Here is a 13,831-nt window from a genome sequence, read left to right on the forward strand (position 1 = left end):
GGTTATCCTCCTCGGAACAAGGTTAAAGGCCTTTTAGCACATTAACCCAAAGCGTCTATATCGTCGGCCCCCTTCCCTCGGTCGCGATGGTTTTGTAAGGACAACACATGCGAGGGGGAAGCATATGAACACCGGAACAGTCACGCCCATGATGGCCCAGTATCTGGAGATCAAATCCGGCTATCCGGATGCCCTTCTGTTTTACCGAATGGGCGATTTCTACGAACTTTTCTTTGACGATGCAGTTGCCGCCGCCGAAGCGCTGGATATTGCGCTCACCAAACGTGGAAAGCACGCCGGCGAAGATATCCCGATGTGCGGTGTCCCGTTTCATGCTGCTGAAGGTTATCTGCTCACGTTGATCCGCAAGGGATTCCGCGTCGCCGTTGGTGAACAGCTCGAGACGCCAGCTGAGGCCAAGAAGCGCGGCAATAAATCCGTGGTCAAACGCGATGTTGTCAGGCTGGTCACGCCCGGCACGCTGACCGAGGAGTCATTACTTGAGGCACGGCGACACAATTACCTCGCTGCATTTGCAGAGGTCCGCGATAACCATGCGCTGGCCTGGGTCGATATCTCGACAGGCGCGTTTCATGTGATGACAGTCCCACTCGTGCGACTGGGACCAGAGCTGGCGCGGCTGGCACCATCTGAACTCCTCATCGCTGAAGGGAGGGAATCTGAACATCGTGAGTTAGAAGCGGAATTTGGTCTTTCTTTAACGGAACTCGCCCGCGCAAGTTTTGACAGCACCGGCGCCGAGGCCAGACTATGCTCATTATTCGGTGTATCCTCATTGGACGCTTTCGGGAGCTTTAGCCGCGCAGAGATCTCTGCGATGGGCGCGGTGATCGAATATTTGCACCTGACCCAAAAGGGAAATTTGCCGTTACTGCGCAAACCGGTAAAGGAGACCGAGGCGCGCACTGTGCAGATTGATGCCTCCACCCGCCGTAATCTGGAACTCACCCACGCATTATCTGGGGGGCGCGCTGGAACGTTGCTGGCCGTTATGGACCGCACTGTGACCGCAGGAGGTGCGCGCCTTTTGGAGAGACGCATCTCGAGCCCATCACGCGTATTAGACACGATTCATGCACGTTTAGATGCCGTTGATTTTGCGGCGGCAAACCAGCGTATTGCTGGCAATATTCGGGATCGTTTGCGCGCTGTTCCTGACCTAGAGCGTGCTTTATCTCGCCTTTCACTTGATCGCGGCGGCCCCCGTGATCTCGCTTCTGTGCGCAACGGGCTGGCAGAGGCTTCGTATCTCAACAGTGCCCTGATGGATCATGATCTTCCCGAGCTCCTAAAAATCGCTGTTAAAAATCTTTCGGGTCATGAAGCGCTGGTGTCCCTGCTTGATGAGGCGCTGGTGGCGGAGCCGCCAATGATGGTCCGCGATGGCGGATTTATCGCCCAAGGATATCACTCCGAGCTGGACGACGTGCGGCAGCTGCGCGACGAAGGGCGCAGTGTAGTGGCAAGAATGCAGGCGCAATTCGTCTCTGATACAGGCATTTCGTCTCTTAAAATAAAACACAACAATGTCTTAGGTTATTTCATTGAGACGACCACTACCCATGCTGAGAGAATGCTCTCTGCACCGCTGTCCGACACGTTCATACACCGTCAAACCACCGCAAATCAGGTCCGCTTTACCACAGTCGAGTTGTCAGAACTTGAGACCAAAATACTTAATGCGGGCAACCATGCGCTTGAATTGGAAAAGCAGATTTACGCCAGCATAAGAAATGCCGTTCTTGAAAATGCAGGCGAAATAGGCGCTACATCGGCGGCTTTAGCCGAACTTGATCTGGCTGCTGCCCTTGCCGATCTTGCGCAATCGGAAAATTGGGTAAGACCGACTGTCGACAATTCCCGTGCCTTTGATATCCAAGGTGGGCGGCATCCCGTCGTAGAGCGTGCATTAGCGCAACAATCAGGGGCGCAATTCGTTGCAAACGATTGCAATCTGAGTGCTGATACAAGCGCAGCAATCTGGCTCCTGACTGGCCCGAACATGGCCGGCAAATCAACCTACCTACGCCAGAACGCATTGATGGCTCTAATCGCGCAGATGGGCAGCTACGTTCCGGCCCGTTCTGCTCATATCGGATTGGTGAGCCAGCTGTTCAGCCGTGTCGGGGCGTCAGATGATCTTGCGCGGGGCCGCTCGACATTTATGGTCGAGATGGTCGAGACCGCAGCAATTCTCAATCAGGCAGATGACCGTGCATTGGTGATCCTTGACGAGATCGGGCGCGGCACCGCAACCTATGATGGTCTATCGATCGCATGGGCCACGCTTGAACATTTACACGATGTAAATCGTGCTCGCGCACTATTTGCAACGCACTATCATGAAATGACCGCTCTCGCCGGAAAACTGGATGGCGTTGATAACGCAACCGTGACGGTAAAGGAGTGGGAGGGCGAAGTTATCTTTTTACACGAAGTAAAAAAAGGGGCGGCTGACCGATCTTACGGAGTGCAAGTGGCGCAGCTTGCCGGTCTCCCCGCTGCCGTGATCGCGCGCGCGCGTGTTGTTCTGGAAGCGCTGGAAAAAGGTGAGCGTGAAGGCGGTGCCAAGCAGAAAACCCTGATTGATGACCTGCCCTTGTTTGCGACAGCACCCACCCAGCCGCCAGCAAAAGCGAAACCGTCGGCCCTTGATGCCCTGATGGGTGAGATCATGCCCGACGATCTTTCACCGCGCGAAGCCCTTGAACTGATCTACAAACTGAAAGAGGCGGCCAAATCCTGACCGCCTCCTCCTAAAATCAATTTGCCAAAATTTAACCTGGCGTAGACGAAACGCCAACCTGCGCGGGCCGCAACAAACGGTCATGAAGCATAAACCCTTCGCCAGCAACCTGAATGATATCGCCTGCTTTTGTGTCCGGCACAGGCGCTTCAAACATTGCCTGATGCACCTTAGGATCAAACCGGTCACCGACTTCTGGTGTGATCGAAACGATACCGTGCTTTTTAAATACCGACACCAGCTCGCGCATGGTGAGGTCAATGCCTTCAAGCAATGGCCCCGATACTGCACGCTGCTCTTCTGTTGCAGCCTCCAATGCGCGCTTCATGTTGTCGTAAACCGACAGCATATCGCGAGCGAGCTTTGAACCGCCGTAATTTTCGGCCTCACGCCGATCTTTATCGGAGCGTTTGCGCGCATTTTCTGCATCTGCCAGCGCACGCGTAAAGCGGTCTTTATACTTGTCACGCTCGGCAACTAATTCTTCGAGCGCCAGTTCGGCCTCGTCAATTTCTTCCATCTCGTTAGCATAAGCCTCTGCTTCTGCATCTTCGGGATCATCCAAAAAATCGTTCGGGTCTGCCATTTTTTACCTCTAACTCCGGTCAGAAATCAATTTTCCGACCAGTTGCGCCGTGTAGTTCACAATCGGCACGATACGTCCATAGTTCAGGCGCGTCGGGCCAATAACACCCACTGCACCGATGATCTTACGATCAGAGTTCATATATGGGGAAACTACCAAAGAGGAACCCGAAAGTGAAAAAAGTTTGTTCTCGGACCCAATAAAAATGCGCACACCGTCGCCATCTTCGGCTAGCTCAAGAAAATCGGCGATGTCACGCTTACGCTCAAGGTCATCAAAGAGTGAGCGGACCTTCTCGAGATCCTGCGCCTCACCGCTACCAGTAAGAAGATTCGCACGGCCCCGCACGATCAGCCGCTCTGGGTGACCTTCACCGCTTTCCCATATTACTAAACCGCTTTCCACCAACTCGGCGGCAAGGGCGTCAATCTCCTGACGACGGCGATGCATTTCTACTTTTATTGTGCGCTGAAGCTCGCTCAGGGTTTTACCCTCAACAAGGGAATTGAGGAAGTTCGCGGCTTCACGCATCGAGCTGGGAGTTTGCCCTGCGGGTGGCGTAAACAGACGGTTTTCAACATGGCCATCAGAAAAAACCAGAACTGCCAAGGCCCGATCATGTGACAATGACACAAATTCTATATGTTTTATTGGCGCTTCATGCTTGGGCGCCAGCACCAACGACGCACCCTGCGTCACACCCGACAATGCCGTGCCCAAACGGTCCAACATGCCTGTCATGTCATTCTCGTCCCGTCCCATAGTGGCATCAATCTGGGCGCGATCATTATCGTCAGGGTTACCGACCTCCAACAAACCGTCGACAAACATCCGCAAGCCAAGCTGCGTAGGAATACGACCTGCACTTGCGTGCGGGCTGTCGAGAAGTCCAAGATACTCTAGATCCTGCATTACGTTCCGGATGGTCGCCGCGCTTACCTTCTCCGAGAATTCACGGGTGAGTGTGCGCGACCCAACCGGATCACCCTTCGCAAGATATCCTTCGACCACGCGGCGAAACACTTCGCGTGAACGATCATTCATTTCCTGCAAAAGGCCGGATGTGTCTGTCATACTGTCACATTAAGGGGGTGGGGGTTGCATCCGCAAGGGATGCAGCGGTATCGAGTTGGCTAAATCAAACAAAAGGAATATCCCATGCGCCCATCCGGCCGGAAACTTGATCAAATGCGCGAAGTCTCTGTCGAAGTGGGCTTCACCAAACACGCCGAAGGCTCTGCCTTGATCAAAATGGGCGACACGCATGTTTTGTGCACTGCATCTATTGAACCACGCGTGCCGCCGTTTATCAAAGGATCGGGCCTTGGCTGGGTTACCGCGGAATACGGAATGTTGCCCCGCGCGACGAACACACGGATGCGCCGTGAAGCCACATCAGGCAAACAAGGCGGGCGGACTGTGGAGATCCAGCGGTTGATCGGGCGCAGCCTGCGGGCCGGTGTTGACCGCGTCGCATTAGGCGAGCGTCAGATTACTATTGATTGTGACGTGCTTCAGGCGGACGGCGGAACACGATGTGCATCGATCACCGGTGGATGGATTGCGCTGCGGTTGGCGGTGAATAAATTGATGAAAGCGGGCGACGTCATTTCCGACCCAATGCTTGATCCAGTCGCCGCGATCAGCTGTGGTATTTACGCGGGCCAGCCCCTGCTCGATCTTGATTACCCCGAGGATTCCGAAGCGGGGGTTGACGGAAATTTCATCATGACGGAAAGCGGCAAGATGATAGAAACACAAATGAGTGCCGAAGGATCCACCTACTCGCGCGCGCAGATGAATGAGTTGTTGGACCTCGCAGAGAAAGGCATCGCCGAGTTAACAGCGATCCAGCGGGCAGCTTGCGCATGAGCCGTAAGTTTGAAGGCGACCGTATTCTGATAGCGACGCACAACGCAGGCAAGCTTGAGGAAATGAGAGAGCTATTTGCCCCGCTGGGCATAACCGTTGTCGGCGCAAAAGAGTTAGGACTGGAAGAACCTGAGGAGACCGAAGATAATTTCATTGGTAATGCGAGGATTAAAGCACATGCCGCCGTTCAGGCGACTGGCCTCCCTGCCCTCGCAGATGACAGCGGTATAGAAGTCGCTGCTTTGAATAACGCGCCGGGCGTTTATACTGCGAATTGGGCCGAGACACCTGATGGTCGTGATTTTGATATGGCGATGCAAAAGACTCATGACTTGCTGGAAAAGGCGAATGCGCCCCACCCAAGGGCCGCGCGTTTTTGCACCACATTTGTGCTGGCATGGCCCGATGGCCACGACGAAGTGGTAGAGGGGTCAGTTGAGGGAACTTTTGTTTGGCCGATGCGGGGTAAAACAGGACATGGTTATGATCCAATTTTCCAACCTTCAGGTGAAACCCGCACCTTCGCGGAAATGACCCATGACGAAAAGAATGCCCTGAGCCATCGCGGCAACGCCTTTACCAAACTGTTGGCACAGTGTTTTGACTAAGCCGCTTCTACCGGCAGAAGACTGGCAGCAAGGTGGCTTTGGTATTTATATCCACTGGCCTTATTGTGAGGCTAAATGCCCGTATTGTGACTTTAACAGTCATGTTTCGCGTAACATTGATCAGGCTGCGTGGAAGTCTGCGTATATTGCGGAACTTAAACGCTACGCCGCCGAAACACCGGGGCGCACGGTCACATCTGTATTTTTTGGCGGGGGTACGCCCAGCCTTATGAATCCTGATACTGTTGCTACTGTGATAGATGAAATTAAACGTCTTTGGCCGACTTCTAATGATTTTGAAATCACGCTTGAAGCAAACCCAGGTTCTGTCGAGGCGGGTAGGTTCAGAGCATATCGAGATGGCGGTATCTCTCGCATTTCGATGGGGATACAGGCGCTTAATGACGCGGATCTTAAGCGATTAGGCCGCATACACTCGACCGAGGAGGCGCTTTCGGCATTTGATATTGCGCGAGACACGTTCGAGCGCGTCAGCTTCGATCTGATCTACGCACGCCAGAACCAGAGCCTTAAAGACTGGGGAGCAGAGTTAAATCAGGCTCTAAAGCTATCGATAGATCATCTTTCACTATACCAACTTACAATCGAGGAAGGCACCGCATTCGGCGATCGTTACGCTTTGGGCAAACTTCGGGGTCTTCCCGATGAAGACCTGGGCGCTGATATGTTTGACCTAACACAGGAGATTTGTGCCGCGGCTGGTATGCCGGCTTATGAAGTATCCAACCATGCCCGCGATGGTGCGCACTCAAGGCATAATCTGATCTATTGGCGCTACGGTGATTACCTTGGCATCGGGCCTGGAGCACACGGCCGCCTGACCACCAACGGCATTCGCAAAGCGACCATTTGCTACAGCAACCCAAAAAAATGGTTGGAAATGGTCACTGTTAATGCGGCTGAACAAAGCCGTGAGAGCCTCACCAGAGAGGATGAAGCAACTGAGTTTCTACTGATGGGCCTTAGGTTGCGCGACGGAATTGATCTTGAACGCTATCGCTTGCTCGCTCAAAAACAGATCAACCAGAAAGCACTCGATCATTTGAACGGCATAGGTATGATAACCTCGTCTGGAAAAAGACTTACCGTTACTGATCGAGGATTTAAGGTTTTGAATTCCGTAATTGGCGATTTGCTTGCCGATTAAGTACCGCTCAATAGACGACATAGCTCATCTAACTCATCAAGTGTCTTGTATTGCACAGTGAGTTGTCCATTCTCCTGTCCAGGCTTGTGCGACAGCGAGACGTTCATTCCAAGGTTTGCAGACAAATCGCCTTCCAGCGCTTTGGTATCTGCGTCCTTTTCAGATGTATCGGATGAACCGATTGGGCGTGCTTTAACTGGTCCATTCAACTCACTTTTAACCAGCGCTTCGGTCGCCCGAACTGATAAACCTCCCTTGATCACCTGTTGCGCCAGTTTCAACGGGTCCTGGGCTGGGATCAGCGCTCGCGCATGTCCAGCGCTGATCTGTCCCTCACGCAAAAGCTCAAGCACTGCTATTGGGAGATTGAGCAGACGCAAAAGGTTTGCGATATGGCTACGGCTTTTCCCCAAAGCTTCTGCCATCTTCTCTTGAGTATGGCCAAACTTTTCCATCAGCTGTTTATAGCCTGCTGCCTCTTCAGCAGCATTAAGATCAGCACGTTGGATGTTTTCAATAATCGCGACTTCTAGCACCTCAATATCGCTAAATTCGCGAATAATAACCGGCAGCGAATGAAGCTGCGCCATCTGGGCAGCTCGCCAGCGACGCTCGCCTGCGACAATCTCAAAAGTTCCGCCCTCACGCGCCCTGACAATCAAAGGCTGCAAAACACCTTTTTCACGAATTGACGCCGCCAGATCATCAAGATCTTCTTGCCGGAACTGTTTGCGCGGCTGATCGGGATTCGGTGAGATCTTTTCGATCGGGATCATCTGGTCGGCCGCAGAAGGGCCTTTCGCAGCAGCACTTTCTGTCTCACTTACATCAGCCATGAGGGCAGAAAGCCCTCGGCCTAAGCCACGCTTGCGATCATTTTGGTTAGACATGCTGCACCTCTTGTGGCGTTAATTCATTATTCTTCAAAAGCTCAGTAGCAAGCTCGCGGTAGGCTTTGGCGCCCTTGGATTGCGTATCATAGGCCAATACCGGCATCGCAAAACTTGGCGCCTCACTCACCCGAACATTTCTGGGTATCATAGTTTTAAAAACTAGATCCCCTAGATTATCCCGCGCATCCTGCTCGACCTGTTGGGACAGGTTATTACGGCGGTCGTACATCGTCAGAACAACTCCCTCGATTCTCAGTTCCTTATTCCCTGACTGGCGAACTTCGCGAATTGTGAGCATCAGCTGTGATAGCCCTTCCAATGCAAAAAATTCACTTTGAAGTGGGACGAGTACTGAGTGGGCACCGATCATGGCGTTTACCGTCAAAAGATTCAATGAAGGAGGGCAATCAATTAGAATATAATTGAACCCAAATGAATCCATCTGTGTTTGGCGTAAAGCGTCATGGAGCAAAAAACTTCGTTTTTCATTAGATAGGAGATCAAGATCTGCGGAACTCAGATCGACAGTAGCCGGAACAATATAAAGGTTTTCCGTCTCGGTTTTCAAAATCACGTCATTTAGATCAATATCTTCAAGTAATAACTCATAGGTCGTAAACTCGCGACTATCCAAGCCAATCCCAAGACCGGTCGAAGCATTTCCTTGAGGATCCAAATCGATCACAAGAACGCGTTGGCCCCTCTCAGCCAAGGCAGCTGCCAGATTGATTGTGGTAGTCGTTTTACCAACTCCACCCTTTTGGTTAGCGATAGCTATTATTTTCGGCCCACTTGGTCGAGATAGATCAGACACGGGTCAACTCCTTGATCCTGAGAATGGTAGCGTCAGGGTTCGTCTGGCTTTTAATTACATCGAGTTTATAAGACCAATTCGAAAGGGCATCTTGATGTTCTTTATTCCACGATGCCCCCTTCGGAAATATAGCCGTTCCATTCGGCGCAAGATGTCGCTCGACATGAAAAAGGAGACCATTCAGATCATCCAAAGCTCGAGCTGATATCACAGTTGCGCCAAGAGGTTCGATTTCCTCAACGCGCTCGGCAAAAACCTTTACATTTAATCCAAGCTCGCGCGTCACCGTGCGCAGGAACGCACATTTTCGCTGATCGCTGTCTACAAGAGTAAACCGGCGATCAGGTTCAGAGTTCTTTGCCATAATTGCAGCAACAATTCCAGGAAATCCGCCCCCACTCCCAATGTCGAGCCAGTCTCCCATTGTTGGGGAAATACGATACACCTGAACTGAGTCGACTATATGACGCTCCCATATTTGGGAGGCATCTCGGGACGACACCAAGTTAATTTTTTTTGTCCACTTAAATACAAGCGCTTCAAATTGTCTGAGCTGCTCAATTGTTTCACGTGAAACATTTTCTAGAGATGTGTGCTCTATCATGCCAACTTTCTAACCTGCCCCTTACGGATCAAGGCCAAAATGAGTGTAAGCGCAGCGGGCGTCATACCATCAATACGGGCTGCCTGAGCGAGGTTCTCGGGCTTGGCCGCTAGAAGTTTCGATTTTAGCTCGTTCGAAAGGCCCTCAATAATCGAATAATCAAAATATATTGGGATCTTTTCTCCCTCATCTTTCCGCAGCAACGCCACATCATTTTCTTGTCTCTTGATGTAGTTAGCGTAGATCGCATCCCGCGATACCTGATCTGCAATCTCGTCGGAAACGACGCATAGTGGCGGGTGGAGCTTCAAAACATCCACAAACTTCACATCAGGAAATGCAAGAAGTTGGAAAGCAGTTCTGCGCTGGCCATCCTTATTCAGAGCAATACCAGCGTCCGCTGCCTCCTTTGGAGTGAAGGTCTTTTCCTCCATAATGCTGCGGCACTTTTCCAGAGCTTCCATTTTATTGTTGAAAACCTCGGCACGTTCTTTTGACACACACCCAAGGCCTATACCAACGCCTGTCAATCGTTGATCTGCATTATCGGCCCGTAGTGATAGGCGAAACTCTGCTCTGGAGGTAAACATTCTATACGGCTCCGTTACACCACGGGCTGTCAAATCATCAATCATGACCCCAATATAGCTGTTCGTTCGGCTAAAAATAATGGGATCTTTATCCTTCACTGCCAATGATGCGTTAAGGCCAGCGACTAGCCCTTGCGCTGCAGCCTCCTCATACCCCGTGGTACCATTTATTTGGCCAGCGAGATAAAGCCCCGGAACTGACTTAAGCTCAAGAGTTTGTGACAGCGCCCGCGGATCAACAAAATCATACTCAATCGCATAGCCAGGTTGCATAATAGAAACATTTTCAAGACCTGCGATGGATCGGACATATTCTTCTTGGACGGATACTGGCAAGGAAGTAGAAATACCGTTCGGATAAATGGTCGGATCATCCAATCCTTCAGGCTCAAGAAAAATTTGGTGGGACGACTTTTCAGAGAACCGCACAATCTTATCCTCGATTGAAGGGCAGTACCGGGGCCCCACGCCATCAATATGACCGCCATACATAGCGGACCGACCGAGGTTTGAACGAATTATATCATGTGTTTTTTCATTGGTATGGGTAATACCACATGAGATTTGACGAGATTTTGCGTTCTTCGACAAAAACGAAAACAATGATGGAACTTCATCTGCTGGTTGCATCTCAAGACCATCCCAATTTATTGTACGGCCATCCAATCGAGGGGGAGTTCCTGTTTTTAATCTTCCTAGATTTAAACCAAAACCGTCAATGCGCTCCGCAAGTTTCTGGGATGGATTATCCCCCATCCGGCCACCAGCCTTTTGAATATCACCGATGTGAATTATACCTCTGAGAAAAGTTCCCGTTGTGAGTATAACCGCCCCTGCCGTGATGCCTATGTTATTTGCTAAGATGACCCCAGCCACCCTCTCGCCGGCCATAATAAAATCTGTCGCTTCGCCCTCTACAACAGAGATAAGCGGATGCGATTCAATTTCGGCGAGCATAGATCTTCTATATATGTTGCGGTCAGCCTGAGTTCTTGGTCCCTGAACTGCGGGGCCTTTACGTCGATTCAAAAGCCTGAATTGTATACCCGCCGCGTCTGCAACCCGCCCCATGACACCATCGAGCGCGTCAATTTCCCGAACAAGATGGCCTTTTCCCAAACCGCCGATAGCCGGGTTACACGACATTACGCCGATAGTTTCGCGCGACATGGTAAGTAAGGCTGTCCGTGCGCCCATCCGTGCTGAGGCGTGAGCCGCATCCGCGCCTGCATGTCCGCCACCTATTACTACGACGTCAAAATGTTTCACGTGAAACAATCCTTATTTTCCAAGGCAAAAACTTGCGAATATTTCGTCTAACAGATTCTCTGCATCAATGCGACCAACAAGAACCTCCAGTGCGTGAATTCCTATACGAAGTTCGGCTGACACAATATCGTAATGGTCTGGACCGGCATTCAACATGCTCTGAGCCGCTAAAAGGCCATTCCGCGCAAGCATCATTGCATTAGCGTGCCGTGCATGCGTGGCAAGACCCGCCCCTGCAGCAAGCTTACTCAGGGATCGCTGAATATCAAGCAAGAGATTTTCAATACCAGCCCCCGTTTTGCCGGAGATGGCGGGGTAACTTTTCCCTGTTACATCCGATTTTGCACGCAAAACGATATCATCTACTAGTGGAGCTAAAGGCGGTTTGTCGTCCTGATCGAGTAAAAATACCCTCAGATCAGCGTTTGTTGCGCGGCGGAGCGCCAACTGTACTCCAAGAACTTCAATCTCATCAGTGCTCTCTCGAATACCTGCCGTATCCAGCAGAGTAACCGGAAGTCCCCCCAAATCCATCCTGACTTCAATAACATCACGGGTTGTTCCAGCGGTACTTGAGGTAATAGCAGCTTCGCGTCCTGCTAAACGGTTGAGCAATGTAGATTTCCCCACATTGGGAGCACCAACTATTGCTACTTCAAAACCTGCCCTGATCTGTTCTGCCGCTTTTGTACCATCGATCTCCATTTTGAGATCTGCGTCCACGCTGAACAATAGTGATCGCACCTCATCACTCACGTCGACTGGAACGTCTTCATCCGCAAAATCTATTGTGGCTTCCAACAAGGCAGCAGCGCGCACCAGCGATCTCCGCCATCCTTCAACTTTTGTACCCAGTGCGCCAGAAAGAACCCTTAGCGCCTGTTTGCGCTGCGCTTCGGTCTCGGCTTCTATCAGGTCTGCAAGGCCTTCAACCTGCACCAGGTCAAGCCTACCGTTTTCCAGTGCCCGTCTTGTAAATTCACCTGGATTAGCCAGACGAACTCCATCAAATAGACCTAGTTCCTCCAACACGCGGCGCATGATCGCGATGCTCCCATGAAGATGGAACTCAACTACATCTTCGCCCGTAAAACTCTCGGGGCCTTTAAACCAAATAACCAACGCTTGGTCTATAAAGCCGCCATCGCGATCCTTAACCATGCGAAGCGCCGTTGTTCGCGGCTGAGGCAGAGTGCCAACCATCCGCAAACAGGTAGCGTATGCCGATGGCCCGGAAATCCGCACAACGGACACGCCGGCACGGCCCATTGCTGTCGCTTGGGCAAAAATAGTATCCATAGACCTAAGCCTTTGAATTTATGTGACGTTTATGTATTCATCGAATCGAAGAAGTCTGAATTCGTCTTTGTCTGCTTGAGCTTTGATATCAGGAATTCAATGCCATCTGTAGTACCCATTGGATTGAGAATTCTACGCAGTACAAATGTCTTCTGAAGATCAACTTTATCCACCAGCAGTTCTTCTTTTCGTGTCCCCGATTTAAGAATATCGATGGCAGGGAACACACGCTTGTCCGCAATCTTGCGATCCAGAACAATCTCGGAGTTACCAGTTCCTTTGAATTCCTCGAAAATAACTTCGTCCATCCGGCTACCCGTATCAATCAACGCAGTCGCGATAATCGTAAGGGATCCGCCTTCCTCGATGTTCCGCGCTGCACCAAAGAAGCGCTTAGGGCGTTGCAGGGCATTCGCGTCCACACCACCTGTCAAAACTTTACCCGATGACGGCACAACTGTGTTGAAGGCCCGTCCCAGACGCGTCACCGAATCGAGAAGAATCACAACATCGCGCTTATGCTCGACCAGACGTTTCGCTTTTTCGATTACCATTTCGGAGACGGCGACGTGGCGCGTCGCAGGCTCGTCAAATGTCGACGAGACAACCTCACCCTTCACGGAGCGCTGCATGTCTGTAACTTCTTCAGGACGTTCATCAATCAGCAGAACAATTAGATAACATTCAGGGTGATTCTTTTCGATCGAGTTCGCAATGTTTTGTAAAAGAACGGTTTTACCTGTGCGCGGCGGCGCAACAATAAGGGAGCGCTGGCCTTTACCGATGGGCGCTACCAGATCGATAATCCGGGCAGAGCGGTCTTTTACAGTTGGATCATCAACTTCCATGATCAACCGCTCGTCAGGGTACAACGGCGTCAGATTTTCGAAAGCTACTTTGTGGCGCGCCTTCTCAGGGTCCTCGAAGTTGATCAAGGTTACCTCGGTAAGCGCAAAGTAACGCTCGGTGTCGTCAGGTGCCTTAATCAAACCGTCAATCGTATCTCCGGTCCGCAATGAGTGCTGGCGGATCATTTCGGGAGAAACATAAATATCATCAGGTCCTGGCAGATAGTTCGCTTCGGGAGAACGCAAAAATCCGAACCCATCCTGCAAAACCTCGAGAACACCATCCCCCGAGATTTCCCAGCCTTCGTCCGCGCGTTCACGCAGAATCTGGAACATCATCTCGCCCTTGCGCATCGTTGAGGCGTTTTCAATCTCAAGCTCTTCCGCCATCGAAAGCAGGCTTTTAGGAGATTTTGCCTTTAGATCGGCAAGTTTAAGGGTCTCGAGGGTCATGAAAATATCCTTAGCCCGCGCAAATGCGATCAGGGGCTGGTGTGGTAAGCAATAGGTGGG

12 protein-coding genes are annotated in these 13,831 nt (G+C 51.3%); 4 read left to right on the forward strand and 8 right to left on the reverse strand.

Annotated elements, in window-relative coordinates; translation table 11 throughout:
- Nucleotides 1-124: 124 nt before the first annotated feature.
- Entirely contained in the window at nucleotides 125-2,767 is a 2,643-nt protein-coding gene (gene mutS, locus C8N30_RS07785; protein ID WP_232222851.1) for a DNA mismatch repair protein MutS, read from the forward strand.
- A gap of 31 nt (nucleotides 2,768-2,798) precedes the next feature.
- Here the strand turns inward: mutS and C8N30_RS07790 are convergent, their stop codons facing one another.
- On the reverse strand, nucleotides 2,799-3,353 hold the full coding sequence (locus tag C8N30_RS07790; RefSeq protein WP_025063944.1) for a nucleotide exchange factor GrpE: 555 nt from the start codon (nucleotides 3,351-3,353) through the stop codon (nucleotides 2,799-2,801).
- Nucleotides 3,354-3,362: 9 nt separating this feature from the next.
- On the reverse strand, nucleotides 3,363-4,427 hold the full coding sequence (hrcA, locus tag C8N30_RS07795; RefSeq protein WP_025063945.1) for a heat-inducible transcriptional repressor HrcA: 1,065 nt from the start codon (nucleotides 4,425-4,427) through the stop codon (nucleotides 3,363-3,365).
- Nucleotides 4,428-4,511: 84 nt separating this feature from the next.
- Between hrcA and rph the strand changes: the two genes are divergently transcribed.
- The 3 genes from rph to hemW are packed head-to-tail and all read left to right on the forward strand — an operon-like array spanning nucleotide 4,512 to nucleotide 7,001.
- On the forward strand, nucleotides 4,512-5,225 hold the full coding sequence (rph, locus tag C8N30_RS07800; RefSeq protein WP_025063946.1) for a ribonuclease PH: 714 nt from the start codon (nucleotides 4,512-4,514) through the stop codon (nucleotides 5,223-5,225).
- Nucleotides 5,222-5,833 (forward strand): RdgB/HAM1 family non-canonical purine NTP pyrophosphatase, encoded by a 612-nt coding sequence (gene rdgB / locus C8N30_RS07805; RefSeq protein ID WP_025063947.1) that lies wholly within the window; start codon nucleotides 5,222-5,224, stop codon nucleotides 5,831-5,833. The genes rph and rdgB overlap by 4 nt, the downstream gene beginning before the upstream one ends.
- Complete coding sequence (gene hemW, locus C8N30_RS07810) at nucleotides 5,826-7,001, forward strand: radical SAM family heme chaperone HemW (protein WP_025063948.1); 1,176 nt, start codon at nucleotides 5,826-5,828, stop codon at nucleotides 6,999-7,001. The genes rdgB and hemW overlap by 8 nt, the downstream gene beginning before the upstream one ends.
- Here the strand turns inward: hemW and C8N30_RS07815 are convergent.
- Genes C8N30_RS07815 through rho form a run of 6 tightly spaced genes read right to left on the reverse strand, consistent with a single transcriptional unit; the run spans nucleotide 6,998 to nucleotide 13,771 of the window.
- The gene (locus C8N30_RS07815) at nucleotides 6,998-7,891 is read right to left on the reverse strand and encodes a ParB/RepB/Spo0J family partition protein (RefSeq protein ID WP_025063949.1); all 894 of its coding nucleotides are present in this window, start codon (nucleotides 7,889-7,891) and stop codon (nucleotides 6,998-7,000) included. The two genes, hemW and C8N30_RS07815, sit on opposite strands and share 4 nt — an antisense overlap.
- Entirely contained in the window at nucleotides 7,884-8,708 is an 825-nt protein-coding gene (locus tag C8N30_RS07820; RefSeq protein WP_025063950.1) for a ParA family protein, read from the reverse strand. The genes C8N30_RS07815 and C8N30_RS07820 overlap by 8 nt, the downstream gene beginning before the upstream one ends.
- Entirely contained in the window at nucleotides 8,701-9,312 is a 612-nt protein-coding gene (rsmG, locus tag C8N30_RS07825; protein ID WP_025063951.1) for a 16S rRNA (guanine(527)-N(7))-methyltransferase RsmG, read from the reverse strand. Before rsmG ends, C8N30_RS07820 begins: the two co-directional genes overlap by 8 nt.
- A complete protein-coding gene (mnmG, locus tag C8N30_RS07830; RefSeq protein ID WP_025063952.1) occupies nucleotides 9,309-11,171 on the reverse strand; it encodes a tRNA uridine-5-carboxymethylaminomethyl(34) synthesis enzyme MnmG in 1,863 nt (620 codons plus the stop codon). The genes rsmG and mnmG overlap by 4 nt, the downstream gene beginning before the upstream one ends.
- A 12-nt stretch (nucleotides 11,172-11,183) precedes the next feature.
- Complete coding sequence (mnmE, locus tag C8N30_RS07835; protein WP_025063953.1) at nucleotides 11,184-12,470, reverse strand: tRNA uridine-5-carboxymethylaminomethyl(34) synthesis GTPase MnmE; 1,287 nt, start codon at nucleotides 12,468-12,470, stop codon at nucleotides 11,184-11,186.
- Nucleotides 12,471-12,499: 29 nt separating this feature from the next.
- Nucleotides 12,500-13,771, reverse strand: a complete 1,272-nt coding sequence (gene rho, locus C8N30_RS07840; RefSeq protein WP_025063954.1) for a transcription termination factor Rho — start codon at nucleotides 13,769-13,771, stop codon at nucleotides 12,500-12,502.
- Nucleotides 13,772-13,831: the final 60 nt, after the last annotated feature.

This window comes from Sulfitobacter guttiformis, from assembly GCF_003610455.1.
Classification (GTDB): Bacteria; Pseudomonadota; Alphaproteobacteria; order Rhodobacterales; family Rhodobacteraceae; genus Sulfitobacter; species Sulfitobacter guttiformis.